The 16,585-nt window shown below is 71.9% G+C and carries 14 protein-coding genes, 1 tRNA gene and 1 pseudogene; 6 read left to right on the forward strand and 10 right to left on the reverse strand.

Annotation, left to right across the window (positions count from 1 at the left end; all coding sequences use genetic code 11):
- The 4 genes and pseudogenes from OO52_RS52350 to OO52_RS44320 all read right to left on the reverse strand — a co-directional run.
- Positions 1–202, reverse strand: a pseudogene (locus OO52_RS52350) (hypothetical protein); the annotation flags it as partial.
- Complete coding sequence (pfkB, locus tag OO52_RS44310) at positions 199–1,146, reverse strand: 1-phosphofructokinase (protein WP_030650349.1); 948 nt, start codon at positions 1,144–1,146, stop codon at positions 199–201. The gene pfkB and the pseudogene OO52_RS52350, both read right to left, overlap by 4 nt.
- The gene (locus OO52_RS44315; protein ID WP_014673267.1) at positions 1,143–1,904 is read right to left on the reverse strand and encodes a DeoR/GlpR family DNA-binding transcription regulator; all 762 of its coding nucleotides are present in this window, start codon (positions 1,902–1,904) and stop codon (positions 1,143–1,145) included. Before OO52_RS44315 ends, pfkB begins: the two co-directional genes overlap by 4 nt.
- A gap of 262 nt (positions 1,905–2,166) precedes the next feature.
- Positions 2,167–3,696, reverse strand: a complete 1,530-nt coding sequence (locus tag OO52_RS44320; RefSeq protein ID WP_106972181.1) for an MFS transporter — start codon at positions 3,694–3,696, stop codon at positions 2,167–2,169.
- A 62-nt stretch (positions 3,697–3,758) separates the two neighbouring features.
- Here OO52_RS44320 and OO52_RS44325 point away from each other — a divergent pair, with 62 nt between their 5' ends.
- On the forward strand, positions 3,759–4,739 hold the full coding sequence (locus OO52_RS44325; RefSeq protein WP_199820066.1) for a helix-turn-helix transcriptional regulator: 981 nt from the start codon (positions 3,759–3,761) through the stop codon (positions 4,737–4,739).
- 103 nt (positions 4,740–4,842) lie between these two features.
- Here the strand turns inward: OO52_RS44325 and OO52_RS44330 are convergent, their stop codons facing one another.
- Together OO52_RS44330 and OO52_RS44335 are read right to left on the reverse strand one after the other, a co-directional pair.
- Complete coding sequence (locus OO52_RS44330; RefSeq protein WP_030650339.1) at positions 4,843–5,451, reverse strand: TetR/AcrR family transcriptional regulator; 609 nt, start codon at positions 5,449–5,451, stop codon at positions 4,843–4,845.
- A gap of 609 nt (positions 5,452–6,060) precedes the next feature.
- On the reverse strand, positions 6,061–7,059 hold the full coding sequence (locus tag OO52_RS44335; protein ID WP_030650337.1) for a sigma-70 family RNA polymerase sigma factor: 999 nt from the start codon (positions 7,057–7,059) through the stop codon (positions 6,061–6,063).
- Positions 7,060–7,277: 218 nt separating this feature from the next.
- Here OO52_RS44335 and OO52_RS44340 point away from each other — a divergent pair, with 218 nt between their 5' ends.
- The gene (locus tag OO52_RS44340; RefSeq protein ID WP_030650334.1) at positions 7,278–7,796 is read left to right on the forward strand and encodes a GNAT family N-acetyltransferase; all 519 of its coding nucleotides are present in this window, start codon (positions 7,278–7,280) and stop codon (positions 7,794–7,796) included.
- Positions 7,797–7,858: 62 nt separating this feature from the next.
- Here OO52_RS44340 and OO52_RS44345 read toward each other — a convergent pair whose 3' ends face one another.
- Positions 7,859–8,650: a dioxygenase family protein gene (locus OO52_RS44345; protein ID WP_030650331.1), complete on the reverse strand. Its 792-nt coding sequence runs from the start codon at positions 8,648–8,650 to the stop codon at positions 7,859–7,861.
- 106 nt (positions 8,651–8,756) lie between these two features.
- Here OO52_RS44345 and OO52_RS44350 point away from each other — a divergent pair, with 106 nt between their 5' ends.
- Positions 8,757–9,269 (forward strand): MarR family winged helix-turn-helix transcriptional regulator, encoded by a 513-nt coding sequence (locus OO52_RS44350; protein ID WP_014673274.1) that lies wholly within the window; start codon positions 8,757–8,759, stop codon positions 9,267–9,269.
- Positions 9,270–9,302: 33 nt separating this feature from the next.
- On the opposite strand, the gene OO52_RS44355 is transcribed toward OO52_RS44350, so the two are convergent.
- Together OO52_RS44355 and OO52_RS44360 are read right to left on the reverse strand one after the other, a co-directional pair.
- Positions 9,303–10,841 carry an MFS transporter gene (locus OO52_RS44355; RefSeq protein WP_030650326.1) on the reverse strand — a complete coding sequence of 513 codons (1,539 nt, stop codon included), beginning with the start codon at positions 10,839–10,841 and terminating at the stop codon, positions 9,303–9,305.
- 220 nt (positions 10,842–11,061) lie between these two features.
- The gene (locus tag OO52_RS44360; protein ID WP_196946288.1) at positions 11,062–11,685 is read right to left on the reverse strand and encodes a TetR/AcrR family transcriptional regulator; all 624 of its coding nucleotides are present in this window, start codon (positions 11,683–11,685) and stop codon (positions 11,062–11,064) included.
- Between the two features lie 421 nt (positions 11,686–12,106).
- Here OO52_RS44360 and OO52_RS44365 point away from each other — a divergent pair, with 421 nt between their 5' ends.
- The 3 genes from OO52_RS44365 (at position 12,107) to OO52_RS44375 (ending at position 15,366) form a co-directional block, all read left to right on the forward strand.
- Positions 12,107–13,447, forward strand: coding sequence for a M6 family metalloprotease domain-containing protein (locus OO52_RS44365; protein WP_199820067.1), 1,341 nt, complete (start codon positions 12,107–12,109; stop codon positions 13,445–13,447).
- A gap of 146 nt (positions 13,448–13,593) precedes the next feature.
- Positions 13,594–15,249, forward strand: a complete 1,656-nt coding sequence (locus tag OO52_RS44370) for an IclR family transcriptional regulator domain-containing protein (protein WP_030650318.1) — start codon at positions 13,594–13,596, stop codon at positions 15,247–15,249.
- Positions 15,250–15,293: 44 nt separating this feature from the next.
- Positions 15,294–15,366, forward strand: a tRNA-Arg gene (locus OO52_RS44375).
- Between the two features lie 70 nt (positions 15,367–15,436).
- On the opposite strand, the gene OO52_RS44380 is transcribed toward OO52_RS44375, so the two are convergent.
- Positions 15,437–16,585, reverse strand: coding sequence for a tyrosine-type recombinase/integrase (locus OO52_RS44380; protein WP_030650316.1), 1,149 nt, complete (start codon positions 16,583–16,585; stop codon positions 15,437–15,439).

The raw sequence follows: 16,585 nt of genomic DNA on the forward strand, positions 1-16,585 counted from the left end.
GGGTGGGGACGGGGGTCTTGTGGGGGGCGGCGGGGCGGACGGGGACCGACGGACCACCGCGACGGGGGAAGCGGGGCGGGGCCGCCGTGTCGGGGAGGGGGGTCTTACGGGGAGCGGTGGACCGGAACGGAGCCGGCGTCTCACGGACGGCCGGAACGAACCCCGCGCCGGCCGGAGCGGTCGTACCCCGCGTGGCGGTCATGACGCCGGCTCCGTCAGTTCGCGGTCCAGGGGGATGTCGGTGGTGACGGTCACCGCCGCGGGGTCCAGGTCGGCGGGGGTCGGCATCACGCTGCCGGGGAGCTGGACGGCGGCGGCGCCGTGGGCGACGGCGGAGGCGAGGGCGTCGGGCCCGGTGCCGCCGGCGATGAGGAAGCCGGCCAGGGAGGCGTCACCGGCGCCGACGTTGCTGCGGACGGCGGACACGCGCGCGCTGCCGAACCACGCGCCGGCGTCGGACACCAGCAGTTGCCCGTCGGCGCCGAGGCTGGCCAGCACGGCACGGGCGCCCATCGCGCGCACCTCCTCCGCCGCCTTGAGCGCGTCGCCCACGGTCGCCAGGGGGCGCGCGACGGCTTCCGCCAGCTCCTCGGCGTTCGGCTTGACCACGTCGGGCCGCGCGCGGAGCGCCTCCAGGAGCGCACGCCCCGAGGTGTCCAGCGCGATCCGGGCACCCCCGGCGTGCGCCCGCGTGACCACATCGGCGTACCAGGAGGGCGCCAGTCCCCGGGGCAGGCTGCCGCAGCAGGCGATCCAGTCGGCGTCGCGGGACTGCGACCGGACGGTGTCCAGGAGGAGTTCCTGCTCGGCCTCCGACAGCTGCGGACCCGGCGCGTTGATCTTCGTGAGAACGCCGTCGGCCTCCGCGAGCGCGATGTTGGAGCGGGTGGCTCCGACGACCGGGACCGGCGCGACCTCGATGCCCTGAGCGTGGAGCAGTTCGGCGACGAGCGCGCCCGGCGCACCACCCAGGGGCAGGACCGCGACCGTACGCCGACCGGCGGCGGCGACCGCGCGCGAGACGTTCACGCCCTTGCCACCGGGGTCCATGCGCTCGGTCTCGGCGCGGATGACCTCGCCGCGCTTGAGGGCCTGGACCTCGTAGGTGCGGTCGAGGGACGGGTTGGGGGTGACGGTGAGGATCATGCGCGCACTACTTCCGTGCCGCCGCGCTCGATGGCGGCGGTGTCTTCGGGGCTCAGCCCGCTGTCGGTGATCAGCAGGTCCACGTCGCTCAGGTCGCCGAAGCGGGCGAAGTGCTCCTGGCCGTGCTTGGAGGAGTCGGCCAGCAGCACCACGCGCCGGGCGGCGGCGACGGCGGCCCGCTTGACCGCGGCCTCGGCGAGGTCGGGGGTGGTCAGTCCGTGCTCGGCGGAGAAGCCGTTGGCGGCGACGAACAGCACGTCGGCGCGGATCTCGCCGTACGCGCGGAGCGCCCACGCGTCCACGGCGGCGCGCGTACGGTGCCGTACGCGCCCCCCGATCAGATGGAGCTGGATGCCCGGGTGGTCGGCGAGCCGGGCGGCGATCGGCAGGGAGTGCGTGACGACGGTGAGCCGCGCCTCCAGCGGGATGGCGGCGGCGACGCGGGCCACCGTCGTACCGGCGTCGAGGATCATCGTGCCCTCGGCCGGCAGCTCGGAGAGGGCCGCCTTGGCGATGCGGTCCTTCTCGTCGGCGGCGGTGGTCTCGCGCTCGGCGAGGTCCGGCTCGAAGTCGAGGCGGCCGGCCGGGATGGCACCGCCGTGCACGCGGCGGAGCAGACCGGCGCGGTCGAGGGCCTTCAGATCGCGGCGGATCGTCTCCGCGGTGACCTGGAACTCCTCGGCCAGCGACAGCACGTCCACCCGGCCGCCGTCACGGGCGAGCCGGAGGATCTCCTGCTGCCGTTCCGGTGCGTACATGTCCGTTCGCCTCCGCCTCAATGTCCGACCGTTTCCGGGTGATGCCCGAACGTGTGGTTTCAGCGGCAGGCTACGCCCGGATTTCCGGAAAGTAAACAGATTCGGGCCCAGCCTGGACATGAACGGACTTCCAGGCGGCTTCGGGCGGACTCCCTGGTGACTTCCGGCGGACTCCCTGGCGACTTCCGGCGGACCTCCGGCGCGCTGCGGGCAGCGGAAGGGCCCGGTACCGAACCGGTACCGGGCCCTTCGTCCTGCCTGGTCAGCGCGCCAGCGCGGGCTCCTTCCCCACCGCTGGCGCCTCCTCGCCCCCGCCCTCCACATGCTGGGCCGGACGCTTCGGCAGGGCGGACATCAGCAGGAAGATCACGCCCATGACCCCGGCGACCCACCACAGCGCGTACTGGAAGGCGTGCACGAAGGCCGGGCCGACCTGGGCCGGGGTCAGCCGGTCGCCGATCTGCCCGAAGAAGACCACCGACACCAGCCCCAGCCCGAGCGCGTTGCCCATCTGCTGCACGGTGTTGATCAGCCCGGACGCGGAACCGGCGTGCTCCCGCGGCACCTCCGAGAGCACCGCGTCGGTCAGCGGCGCGACGATCAGGCCCATGCCGACACCCATCACGACCAGCGGCAGGGCCATCTGCCAGGAGGCGATGGCGAGGCCGTAGTGGCGGGCCTCCCACAGGTACAGCAGCACGCCCGTGCCCATCACCAGTGCGCCCGCCTGGAGCACCTTCCGCCCGAACCGCGGGACAAGCTGCTGCACCGACAGCCCGGCCGCCGTGGACACCGCGATCGAGAACGGCACCCCGGTCAGCCCCGCCCGCAGCGGGCTCCAGCCCAGGCCGATCTGCATGTACAGCGTCCAGACCAGGAAGAAGATGCCGAGCGCGACCCCGAAGACGGTCTGCACGGCGATGCCCGCGGCGAAGCTCTTCACCCGGAAGAGGGACAGTTCGATGAGCGGGGAACCGTCCCTGGCGCCCTTCCGTTTCTCGTACGACACCAGCGCCGCGAAGACGGCGAGCGCGCCGGCCATGCAGACGTACCCCCACAGCGGCCAGCCCAGCTCGCGCCCGCGGGTGAGCGGATAGAGCAGCATCAGCAGGCCCAGCGTGACCAGGGCGACGCCGACGAGGTCCAGCTTCAGCGCCTTGGGGGCCTTGGACTCGGTGATGAAACGGCGGCCCAGCAGCCAGGCCAGGACGCCGACGGGGAGGTTGATGAGGAAGATGGGCCGCCATTCCAGGCCGAACAGGTTCCACTCCGTCAGCAGCGCGCCGAGCAGCGGGCCGGAGACCGCGCCGAGGCCGACGATGGCGCCGAACAGACCGAAGACCTTGCCGCGTTCATGGGCCGGGAAGGTGGCGTGCACGATCGACAGCACCTGCGGCACCATCAGCGCCGCCATACCGCCCTGGAGGATGCGCGAGGCGACCAGCATCTCCGGGTTCACGGCGAAGCCGCACAGGGCGGAGGCGAGCGTGAAGCCGCCGATACCGACGAGGAACAGCCGCTTGCGGCCGTGGATGTCACCGAGCCGCCCGCCGGTGATCAGCCCCGCGGCGAAGGCGAGGGCGTAGCCGGCGGTTATCCACTGGATCTGGCTGACCGAGGCGCCCGCGCTGCGCTGGATGGACGGAATGGCGATGTTGACGATCGTCACGTCCACCAGGTCCATGAAGGCCGCGGTCATGACGATGGCCAGGGCGAGCCAGCGGGAGCGGTCGGCGGTCGGTGCGCGCAGTTCTCCGCGCCCCTCTGCGGTGGTGCTGTCGTTCGGGGTCATGGGGAGAACATAGGGCCGCATTAGGTCAGATCGTGTCCTACTTCTGCGGCATGCTCGGACGTATGACGACCGACACACCAGCCCGGCTGCTTCAGCTCCTCTCACTCCTCCAGACACCCCGAGAGTGGCCCGGCGGTGAGCTGGCCGACCGGCTCGGGGTGTCCCGGCGGACCGTGCGGCGGGACGTCGACCGGCTGCGGGAGCTGGGTTATCCGGTGCAGGCGACGAAGGGCGCGGACGGCGGGTACCGGCTGGTGGCGGGCAAGGCGATGCCGCCGCTGGTGCTGGACGACGAGGAGGCGGTCGCCATCGCGGTGGGGCTGCGGGCCGGCGCCGGGCACGCCGTGGAGGGGGTGGACGAGGCGTCCGTTCGGGCCCTGGCCAAGCTGGAGCAGGTGCTGCCCTCCCGGCTGCGCCACCGGGTGTCGACGCTCCAGGCCGCGACCACACCGCTGACCAGCGGGGACGGGCCGAGCATCGCGCCGGAGACGCTGACCGTCATGGCGTCGACGGTGGCGGGGCGGGAGCGGCTGCGGTTCGCCTACCGCGACAAGGACGGCAGCGCCTCCCGGCGGCTGACCGAGCCGCACCGGCTGGTGTCGACGGGCCGGCGTTGGTACCTGGTGGCGTACGACCTCGACCGGGCGGACTGGCGCACCTTCCGGGTCGACCGGGTGAGCGAGCCGTTCGCGACCGGAGTCCGGTTCACGCCCCGGGAGTTGCCCACGGGGAGCGCCGCCGAGTTCCTGCGGCAGTCGATCCACCGGCGGCAGGAGACGTACGCGTTCGAGGTGCGGTTCGCCGTGCCGGCGGACCGGGTGTCCGGGCGCCTGCCGAAGTGGCTCGGGGTGCCCGAGGACGACGACGCGGGCGGCTGCGTCCTGCGGGGCACCACCGGCGATCCCACGGAGTGGCTGGCGGTGCGGCTGGCCATGGCCGGCTACGAGTTCGCGGTGCACGGGCCGGAGGAACTGGTGGAGTGCGTGCGGGATTTGGGGGGCCGGTTGAGCAGAGCGGCCGGCGCCGGCGGCGAGAGGTCGTAGGGCCGCCTCACTGTCCCCCCGGCGTCTCGCTCCCCCCGGCGCCTCACGGTTGCCCGGACCGCCTCACCGTTGCCCGGGCCGTCTAACCGTTGCCCGGGCCGTCTCACCGTTCCCCGCGCAGGCCCTCGCTCTCGCCCCACTCGAAGGACCGCAGTGCGCGCAGGTTGTGCAGGGCCAGGGCGGCCGGGCCGTCCGGGCCGGTGGGCGGGGTCGTGGTGGCGGCCCAGGACTCCACGGCCACGCGCACGGCGGCACCGGCCACGGCCGCGGCGAAGCGGAGGTGCGGGCTGAACGAGGCCGCCCTCCCCGCCGCCGCGGCTCGCCCGACCAGGGTCTCCGCCAGCGCCCCCTCCGACGTCTGGCACACCTCTGCCCATACCTTGCGCAGGGCCGGGCTGGTGTCGGCGAGGCGGACCAGGGTGCGCAGCCATTCCCAGGACGCGGCCGAGACGCCGAGGCCTGGGGTGAGGGTGTGGTGGACGGCGTGCTCCAGGGCCTCGGGGAGGGTCAGATGGGCCGGGGCCGCACGGACCGCCTCGACCCAGCGCTGGGCGCCGGCCGCGTAGAGGGGGGCCACCGCCTCTTCCTTGGTGGCGAAATAGCGGTAGAAGGTGCGCGGTGCGATGCCCGCGGCCTGGGCGATGTCCTCGGCGCGGGTGGCCCGCAGGCCTTGCTGGACGAAGAGGGCTGCCGCCGCCCGGGCGATCTCCATCCGGGTCTCGGCCTTCCTGCGTTCGGTGAGGGACACCGGCGCGGAGGCGGAAAACGGCTGGTGGGCGGCGCTGGGGGTGGTGCTCATCCCGGCAGGCTATGCCCGTGTGGCAGAATCTGCCATCCAGCGGTCCACCCCGGGGTTCAGGTACGGGGTGGGCCGCTTTTCAGCACGTCAGGCCACCCGTGGGCCCGCACGTCAGGCCGCCTGTTGGCCCGTACGTCAGGCCATCCGACGGCCCGCGCTTCCGGCCACCCGACGGCCCACTCGTCAAGGCCGGACGCGGCCCCTGGTCGCGGCCCCCGACCCGTCCCCCGACCCGTCCGCGGGACGAGAAGAAGCCGGACTCCGGCGCCCGGGGGGGGATAGGCGCCGAAGCCCGGCTCAGGTAGGTCCCGGCGCCGGGGGATTGCGACGGGACGTGGCTCACGTGGGCCGGCCGAGTGGGGGTCGGCCGGGGCTGTGCGGTGGGGTGGGGAGTGCGGTTCCCGGGGCCCGCTCCTGGGCCCGGAAGGGTTGTTCCCTCGGGCCCAGCGGTTGAAGCGATGCGACCACGCCATGTTTGCGCCGTCTTTCGCCCCCGGGCGTACGCCCCGTGCACCCCCTGCGTCACGCCGCCGCGTCGAAACCGGTCTGGCGGGCCAGCTTCTTCAGCTCCAGCAGCGCGTGCTTCTCGATCTGCCGGATCCGCTCGCGGGTGAGCCCGTGCTCCTTGCCGACCTCGGTCAGGGTGCGCTCGCGGCCGTCCTCGATGCCGTAGCGCATCTTGATGATGGAGGCCGTGCGCTGGTCCAGACGTCCGATCAGGTCGTCCAGCTCCTCGCTGCGCAGCAGGGTCAGCACGGACTGCTCGGGAGAGACCGCCGAGGTGTCCTCCAGCAGGTCGCCGAACTGCGTCTCGCCCTCGTCGTCCACCGACATGTTCAGCGAGACCGGGTCACGGGACCAGTCGAGGACGTCCGTGACACGCTCCGGCGTCGAGCCCAGCTCCGCGGCGATCTCCGCCGGCTCCGGCTCGCGGCCGTGCTCGCGGTTGAACTCCCGCTGCACGCGGCGGATGCGGCCCAGCTCCTCCACCAGGTGGACGGGGAGCCGGATCGTGCGGGACTGGTCCGCGATGGAGCGGGTGATGGCCTGCCGGATCCACCAGGTGGCGTACGTCGAGAACTTGAAGCCCTTGCGGTAGTCGAACTTCTCGACGGCGCGCACCAGACCGGCGTTGCCCTCCTGGATCAGGTCGAGCAGCGGCAGGCCGCTGCGCGGGTAGCGCCGGGCGACCGCGACGACCAGGCGGAGGTTGGAGCGGATGAAGACGTCCTTGGCCCGCTCACCGGCGGCGACCAGGGCCTCCAGCTCCTCACGGGTGGCGTCCGTCTTGGACTGCTCCTCGCCGTCGAGAACCTGTTGCGCGAACACACCCGCCTCGATGGTCTGGGACAGCTCGACCTCCTTGGCGGCGTCGAGCAGCGGCGTACGCGCGATCTCGTCGAGGTACATGCCGACCAGGTCGCGGTCTGCGATCTCGCCGCCATGAGCGCGAACACTGCTTGCCGAGTCGGCCGTCTCGCCGGTGGCGGACTGACGACGGGCGACGGCACGGGTTGCCATGCGTGCTCCCTTGCGATGGTGGGCTGGCGGGTGGTCCTGGTGAACGCTCGGCACTGAGGGGGGAGTCTCTGGGACTCGCTCACTCGCTCTCGCTCCGAGACTCTCTCCGAGTGCCCTGCATCCGTGGGAAACAACGACTGGAATCCGGACAGAATTCCCAACCCACCCCTCAATTTTTCTGATCATGCGGTACCCTCTCGGCCACGCTGGGAGGCGAGATGCCGTCGGAACGTACTGAGGCGCAGGTCAGGCCGGGAGTCGAGGCGGACCTCGCAGCCCTCACGGCGATCTACAACCACTATGTGCGTGAGACGGCCATCACATTCGATACCGCGATCTTCACTCCGGAAGAGCGCCGCCCTTGGCTGCTCTCCCACCCGGAAGACGGCCCGCACCGGCTGATGGTTGCCGCGGACACGCAGTCACAGGAGATTCTGGGGTACGCCACATCCAGCCCTTACCGGCCGAAGCCGGCGTACGCGACGTCCGTGGAGACCTCGGTGTACGTCGCTCCGCACGCCGGCCGCCGCGGGATCGGCACGCTGCTGTACGGCGCCCTGTTCGACGCCCTGGCCGGGGAGGACGTCCACCGCGCCTACGCGGGCATCGCCCAGCCGAACGAGGCCTCCACCCGGCTCCACGAGCGCTTCGGCTTCGCGTACGTCGGCACGTACCGCGAGGTGGGCCGCAAGTTCGGCAGCTACTGGGACGTGGCCTGGTACGAGAAACCCCTCTAGGCCGGCCGCCAGGCCTGACTCAGCCCACCCGGCCGAACCGTCGGCGCGGCGGGTTCCTCACCTCACCCGAACTGCACCGACCGCTTCGCCATTCCCATCCAGAACCCGTCGATCACCGACTTCTGCGCGTCCAGTTCGCCGCCCGCCTCCGCCGCGCCCATGGTCACGAAGAGCGGGGCGAAGTGCTCGGTGCGCGGATGGGCGTACCGGCCGGCCGGGGCCTTGTTCAGGAAATCGAGCAGGGCGTCCCAGTCGCGGGCGTCCAGGGCCCGCCGCCCCCAGTCGTCGAACTCGGACGACCAGCTCGGCACGCCCCGGCCGGCGTACCGCAGGGCGGCCAGGTTGTGGGTGAAGAAGCCGGAGCCGACGATCAGCACGCCCTCGTCGCGCAGGGGGGCGAGTTTGCGGCCGATGTCCATCAGGCGCACCGGGTCGAGGGTGGGCAGGGAGATCTGCAGGACGGGGATGTCGGCGTCCGGGAACATCTCGACGAGGGGGACGTAGGCGCCGTGGTCGAGGCCCCGGTCGGGGATGTCCTGGACGGGGATGCCGGGGGCTCGCAGCAGCTTGCGGACGGACTCGGCGAGGGCGGGGGCGCCGGGGGCGGCGTACCGGACCCGGTAGTAGTGCTCGGGGAAGCCCCAGAAGTCGTAGACGAGCGGGACGGTCTCGACCGCGCCGAGGGCGAGCGGGGCCTCCTCCCAGTGCGCGGAGACCATGAGGATCGCCTTCGGCCGGGGCAGGTCGGCGGACCAGGCGGCGAGCTGACCGGGCCAGACGGGGTCGTCGGCGAGCGGCGGGGCGCCGTGGCTGAGGTACAGGGCGGGCATGCGCTCCTGGGCGGTGGCGGACATCGCGGCGGCTCCCGGTGATCCAGATGCTTTAACTCTCAAGCTCTCACCGAAAACTCTACGCGCGACTTGTTCAAGTTTCAAGGAGCTGGCTCGTACAGTGGGGAATATGAACACGGCACCGGACCCCGCCGCCGCACGGCACCGCTGGCTCACCGACGAGGAACAGCGCATCTGGCGCGCCTATCTGCACGCCACCACCCTGCTGGAGGACCACCTCGACCGGCAGTTGCAGCGCGACGCGGGCATGCCGCACATCTACTACGGCCTCCTCGTCGGCCTCGCCGAGGCGCCGCGCCGCCGGCTGCGGATGACCGAGCTGGCGATGAAGGCCAAGATCACCCGCTCCCGGCTCTCGCACGCGATCGCCCGGCTGGAGAAGAACGGCTGGGTACGCAGGGAGGACTGCCCCTCCGACAAGCGCGGCCAGTTCGCCGTCCTCACCGACGCGGGCTACGAGGTGCTGCGGCGCACCGCCCCGGGCCATGTCACCGCCGTACGGCAGGCGCTGTTCGACCGGCTGAGCCCGGAACAGCAGAAGGCCCTCGGCGAGATCATGGAGATCGTCGCCGAGGGCCTCCAGCCCAACGAAGCGGGTGCGGACCTGCCCTGGCTCCGCTAGATCAGCGCAGGGCAGGCCGGACCGTACGGCCGGTCAGTGGGCCACCACCGGGATCGGCACCTCGTCCTCGACGCCCTCGCCCGAGGCCACCGGGGTGCCGCCGGGACGGCCGGCGTTGACGAAGGTGAAGGCGATCAGGGCGGCGACCGCCAGGATGCCGACGGCGAACCAGATCGCGGTGCTGTAGCCGTGCACCTGGCCCTGCAGCATCACCAGCTGCTGCTGCGGCTTGGCGGTGGCACCGGCGATGTGGTCCTTGATGTACGAGGTGGTCGCCGAGGCCGCGATGGTGTTCAGCAGGGCGGTGCCGATCGCGCCGCCGACCTGCTGCGAGGTGTTGACCATCGCGGAGGCGACACCGGCGTCCCGGGGCTCGACGCCCTGGGTGGCCAGGGACATCGCCGGCATGAACGCCGTACCCATGCCGAGGCCGAGCAGCACCATCGCGGGCAGCAGCAGGGTGCCGTAGGAGGAGTCGATCTTCAGCTGGGTCAGCAGCAGCATGCCGAGGGCGGCGACGAAGAAGCCGGGTCCCATCAGCAGGCGGGCCGGGACGCGGGTCATCAGCCGGGTGCCGATCTGGGTGGAGCCGGTGATCATGCCGGCCACCATCGGCAGGAAGGCGAAGCCGGTCTTGACCGGCGAGTAGCCCTTCACGACCTGGAGGTAGTAGGTCAGGAAGAGGAACAGGCCGAACATGCCGATGATGGCGAGGCCGAGGGAGAGGTAGATGCCGCCGCGGTTGCGGTCGGTCACCACGCGCAGCGGCAGCAGCGGGGCCTTGACCTTGGCCTCGACGACCGCGAACGCGACCAGCAGCACCACGGACGCGACGAACATCGACACGGTCACCGCGTCGCCCCAGCCGTCGGACTCGGCGCGGGTGAAGCCGTAGACGAGCGCGACCAGACCGAGGGTGGACAGCAGGACGCCCGGGATGTCGAGCGGGTTGCGGTTGCGGCCGCCCTCCGGCTCACGGATGACGAAGTAGGCGCCGGCCGCGGCGACCACGGCGAACGGGACGTTCACGAAGAAGGTCCAGCGCCAGTCCAGGTACTCGGTGAGGAAGCCGCCGAGGATCAGGCCGACGGCACCGCCGCCGCCCGCGATGGCGCCGTAGATGCCGAACGCCTTGGCGCGCTCCTTGGCGTCGGTGAACATCACCGCGAGCAAGGACAGCGCGGCGGGGGCGAGCAGCGCGCCGAAGACGCCCTGAAGGGCGCGGGCGCCGAACATCATCGTGCCGGTGGTGGCGGCACCGCCGAGCGCGGAGGCGGCGGCGAAACCGGCGAGGCCCAGCACGAAGGCGCGCTTGCGGCCCCACAGGTCGGCGATCCGGCCGCCGAACAAAAGCAGGCCACCGAAGGCGAGGGCGTAGGCCGTGACGACCCACTGCCGGTTGCCGTCGGATATGCCGAGGTCGGTCTGGGCGGAGGGAAGGGCGATGTTCACGATGGTGGCGTCGAGGACGACCATCAGCTGGGCGAGCGCGATGAACACGAGCGCCTTCCAGCGGTTGGCGTCACCGCTCGGAGCGGCGGCGCCGGGAGCCTTGAGGGCTGATTCGGACATGGAGATACCCACTTCGGGACTTCGTGACGGAGAAGTGCAGGACTTCGTGAGGGAGAGTTCGGGACTTCGTGCAGGAGACGGTGACGAATGGCGTGACGGAAAAATGACGAGAAAACGGAGTACGGCGGAAAGATGAAGAGGCCGTGCTACGGAAGGTGGACCGGCCGTGCCGCGGAAGGTGGACTGGGTGCGGGAGCTGAACTGATCGGTCGGGCGCAGGTCAGCAGTCGCGCAGCTCCTTGATGTTCACGGCCTGGCCCGGCAGGGCCGAGCGGGCCGGGGCCCGCAGACCGTCGAGGAAGAGCTGCAGATGACGGTGGACGAAGCGGTCGCCGCGCATGCAGTCCGTGCCGGCCGGGGGCCGGCTCAGCTGGGCCGCGACGATCATCAGATCGCCGACCCCGACGTCCGGCCGGAGCTGCCCGGCCGCCTTGGCCCGGCCCATGACCTCCTCGACGAGCCGCTCGACGCGCTCGCGGGAGGCCTCCAGATCGGGGTGGTGCTTGTCGAAGGTGCTGGACACCATGGGGCACAGCGCACTGATCCGCTCGTCGGCGGCGGTGTGCACGAAGCGCTCCAGGGCGGCGAAGGCGTCCCCGGTCTCCGCGAGGGCCAGCTCGGCCGCCTCGGCCGTACGGTCCATGACGGAGCAGACGACCTCGCGGACGAGGGCGTCACGGTCGGGGAAGTTGCGGTACACCGTGGCGTTGCCGACGCCGGCCCGGCGGGCGATCTCGTCCAGCGGCACGTCCGGGCCGTGCTCGACGAACATCTCGCGGGCGGCGGTGACGATCCGCTCCCGGTTGCGCAGAGCGTCGGCGCGCGGCCGGGGCGCCTTGCGCATGGAGGGGGCGGTCGTGGCGGGCACGGTGAACTCCTCGGGTCGGTCGGGTTGCTGCGCGGTGGTGCTCCGCGGTGCACGGCCTCAGGTGCGTGTCCGTGCGCGGTGCACATCCGGCGGCTCGGCGACTCGGCGGCGAGCACTCGACGGTGAGCGTTCGGACGCCGGGCGCGATCCGGGGAACCGGTCCCCGTTTCAGCCGGACACAGGGCTAAACGGGGAAACCGTCCCCGGTTATTTCCGGCCCGCCCGAAGAAGTCGTGTGACCTGAGACACAATCACCGCCCGCTCGGAATCACCCCCCTGCGACCCCGCTTTCCCACGATCGGTCTCCTCCAGCGCGCGCCCGCCGCCCCGTCGACACAGGGTGAGCGCAAGGGTGCAGCCGGAGACCGGCGGCTGCCGTGGCGCGAAAGGTCCCTGCATGCAGCCGCAGCCCCGCCCCCGCCGCCGCATACAGCCGCAGCCGCAGCCCCGCCCCCGCCGCCGCATACGCTCGCGCCGGGTTGCCGCCCTGTCGATGGTGACCGCACTGACCCTCGCGGTCAGCACCTCGGCCGGGACCGGGAACCTGACGGCGCCCGCCTCCGCCTCCGGCCCCTTCAACCTGGCCCGCAACTCCGCGCTCGTACCCTGCATGATCCGTGGCGGCCTGGACGTGCAGATGACCGAGGGCCTGCCCACCCCGTCCGGTTACTCCCGCTCCACCGGCACCGTCCGCGCCCTGACCCTGATGGTGGACTTTTCCGACGCGCCCGGACCGGGCAGCGCGATGGACCGCTTCCACGAGTTCTTCCCCCAGACCCAGGAGTGGTTCCGCACCGCGTCGTACGGCCGTCTCGACTACCGCCCCGAGACCCCCGTCACCAACTGGCTGCGCATGCCGAAACCGTTCCAGGCGTACGGCATAGAGCGCGGCGCGCCCTTCGACCCCGGCTACCGGAACCTGGTGCAGGACATCGTGGCCACCGCCGACCCGGCGGTGGACTTCCGCGACTACGACCTGCTGAACGTGCTCATCACCCCGAACGCCGGCCCCTCCGCCCTGGACACCGTGCTGTCCGTGACCTTCGCCGGGAACGACGACGCCCCGGTCGCCGACGGCGTCCGCATCTCCAACGCCTCCTTCGTCTACTCCCGCCAGGACGACGGCTCCGGCTCCTACTCCCGCACCGGCTACCGGGTGCTGCCGCACGAGAACGGCCACACCTTCGGCCTGCCCGACCTGTACACGCAGGAAGGCGGGGGCGCGGTCGGGCACTGGGACATCATGAGCGAGGACTGGGGCGCCAACAACGACCTGCTCGGCTGGCACAAGTGGAAGCTCGGCTGGCTGGACGGCGGCCAGGTCGGCTGCGCGGCGGCACGCGGCAGCGCCGACTACACCCTCTCCCCGCTGTACAGGCCGGGCGGCGGGAAGCTGATCCTGGTGCCGGTCACCGCGCGCAGCACCTACGCGATGGAGGTCCGCGCGCAGGGCGGCAACGACGAGACGGTGTGCGGCCCGGGCCTGCTCATCTACAAGGTCGACGGCACCGTCGAAACCGGCCGCGGCCCGGTCACCGTCTACGACAGCCACCGCAACAGCGGCGGCTGCACCCGCAGCCCCAACGTCCACGCCGAACTCTCCGACGCCCCCTTCACCCCCGGCGAGACCTTCAAGGACCCCCTCCACGGCATCACCGTCCAGGTCCTGAACACGGACGAGGAGGGCAACTACCGGGTACGGATCACGAGGGGCGCCGGGGCGGGAGCACGGGCCTGAGGGTGAGGCGGGGGCGCTGCGGGCCCACCGGTCCGGGGCCACAGGCCGGGGCGTACCAGGTTCGACCTCGCTCACGGCCCGCTCACGGCCTGCCGACCGGGGTTTACCGTAGGCGTGCCCCGATGGGACGCCGTACCGGAGAGACGATGCCCGCCATGACCGCAGTGGATGCCGATGCCCGTGCCCTGGCCGGGGCCGGGACCGGGGCGCCGGTGGAGGCGGTCGGACCGTTGGTGCGTGGCGTCGCGGTGCTACGGCGGCTCACCGAGGCGGGCGGCACGCTGAGCCCGAGCGCGCTGGAGCGGGCCACCGGTCTCGCCCGCTCCACGGTGGACCGGATCACCGGCACCCTCGGCCGCATGGGCTACGTCCGCCTGGACGGCCGGGACGTCGTCCTCACCCCGCGCGTGATGGAGCTGGGCAACGCCTGTCTGTCCGCCCTGCGCCTGCCCGCGCTGCTCGACGCGCGCGCCGACGCCCTCGCCGACGAGCTGGACGAATCGGTGTCGCTCGCGGTCGCCGACCTCGACGGCATCCGCTTCATCCACCAGGCCACCCGCCGCCGCGCGCTGTCCGTCGGCTTCCGCATCGGCGACCTGCTGCCGGCCGAACGGACGGCGCCGGGCGCGCTGTTCGCGACCGAGTGGACGGAACAGGACTGGACGCGCTGGCGGGAACGCCGGTCAGACGAAGGACAGACCGAGTCCTTCCCCGCGCTCCCCCCAAGAACGGAACCTGCTGCCGCAGCCTCTTCCCCGGCCTCCTCCAGGGACTCCTTCATGGACCGGGTGGAGCGGGCGCGCCGGAACGGCTGGGCCGTGGACGACCAGCTCATCGAGCCGGGCCTGGTCGCGGTGTCCGTACCGGTACGGGACCCCGGCACCGGCCGCGTGGCCTGCGTGGCGAGCGTCGTCAGCCACACCAGCCGGCACTCCGCGGCGGACCTGCGCACCAGCCTGCTGCCCCGGCTGCGTACGGCGGTGGAGGCGATGGAGACGGACCTGCGCACCGCCCCCGCCCCCGAGCCCGGCCCGGCACCCGCCGGCCTCGCGACCTGGACCACGGCGTCCAAGCACGAACTCGGCCGGGACTTCGTGGAATCGCTGGCGCGGGGCCTGACCGTGCTGACGGCGTTCGGCGAGGGCCGCGCGGCGCTGTCCCTGACGGAGGTGGCCCGCGCGACCGGCCTGTCCCGGGCCACCGCACGCCGGGCACTGCTCACCCACGAGCACCTGGGCCTGGTGGCGGCACACCCCGACCGCACCTTCACCCTCACCCCGCGCGTCCTGGACCTCGGCTACCCGCCCCTGTCCCGGACGTCACTCCCCCGCCTGGCCGAACCGCACCTGCGGACCCTGGCGGACGCGGTGCGGGAACCGACGGCACTGGCGGTACTGACGGGCGACGGCAAGGAGATCCAGTACACGGCCGGGGCGGGCACGAGCCGGGTCCTGACCGTACGGATCACCGTGGGCACACGACTGCCGGCCCCCGCGACCTCCCTGGGCCGCGTCCTCCTGGCGGACACCACCGACCCCCTGCCCCCCGGGCTCGCCGAGGTCCGCTCCCAGGGCTACGCACTGGTCGACGAGGAACTGGAAACGGGCCTGCGGTCCATCGCCGTACCGGTACGGGACCGCACGGGCCGGACGGTGGCCGCCCTGAACGTCTCCACCCACGCGGCCCGCCGCACCCTGCGGGACTGCGTCCACGACCTCCTCCCCGCCCTCCGCACGACGGCGGACCACATCCAGCAGGACCTCCACACCGCATCCCGCTTCGCCCACGTCCCCCCGTCCTGATCCGGTACCCTGTGGACCGAGCGCCCACCAGGACGCCCACCCACGCCTTCGTAGCTCAGGGGATAGAGCACCGCTCTCCTAAAGCGGGTGTCGCAGGTTCGAATCCTGCCGGGGGCACAAGGGCAAAGGCCCCGGACCGATCATGGTCCGGGGCCTTTTGACGGCACCATTTGACGGCAGTCGTCTTTCAGTCGACCGGCCGCCGTCGCTTCAGCAGCCGGTCCATGTGGCTGATCGCCTCACGCTGGGTGTCCTGCACGACGTGCGTGTAGATGTCCATCGTGATGCTGATTTGGCTGTGTCCCAAGATCTCCATGATGACCCGGGGCGCGACGCCTGCAGCCGTCAGCAGCGTGGCAGTGCCGTGCCGAGCATCATGCAGCCGGACCACTCGCAGCCCGGCGTCACCGGCGACCCTGGTGAAGGATCGGTAGACGTTCCGGGGCTCCACCGGCCGCCCGTTCCTCGTGGCGAAGACGTAGCCACTCTCCGACCAGGCAACGCCCGTCCGGTCGAACGCCTCGCGCTGGCGCAGTCGATGCCAGCGGAGCGGAGCGAGGCACAGGGCAGGCATCGGCACCACGCGGCTGCGACGGCTCTTGGGGTCGTCGTCGTACAGCTCGCCCCTGCGACGCTGCGTTTGGTGGCGAACGTGAAGTACCCGGTTGTCCAGGTCCACATCGGACCACCGCAGGCCCACAAGCTCACCGCGTCGCAGGCCCATGGCAATGGCCAGGACGAATGCGGCGTACAGCGGGTCCTTCCTCGCCGCTTCCAGGAAGGACAACGTCTCTTCCAGGGACCAGGGCTGAATCTCCCGCTGTTTGACTCGCGGTGGCTCCACCAGCGAGGCGACGTTCCGGGTGATCAGTTCCTCCCGTACGGCCGCCGTAAGCGCCGTACGGAGCACGCGATGTGCCTCCTTGGCAGTGGCGGCCGTGTGAGTGGTCTGCATGCGCGTGATGAAGCGGCGTACGTCGGCGACACTCAGCGACTCCAGCCGCTTGGTTCCGAGTAGGGGCACCAGGTAGAGCCGGGTGTGCGTCTCGTACTTGTCGTAAGTGCTGAGCTTTCGTCGCGGCTGGACGTAGTGCGCGAGCCAGTACGGCAGCCACTCGGAGAGCTTCGCGGAGCGGGTGGGGGTCGGGATGCCTTGGCGGTCCCGTCGCACCAGCTCTTGACGCTTGGTGTCGCACTCCTCCCACGTAGCGCCGTAGACCGTCTTGCGCTTGCGGGTGCCGTCCGGCTGCGGGACGTACACGCGGGCTTCGTAACGACCGTCCTTGCGCTGCCAGATGCTCCCAGCGCCGTTGGGGTTCCTCTTACGGGAGGCCAT

The organism is Streptomyces flaveolus (assembly GCF_000716535.1).
Lineage (GTDB): Bacteria > Actinomycetota > Actinomycetes > Streptomycetales > Streptomycetaceae > Streptomyces > Streptomyces flaveolus_A.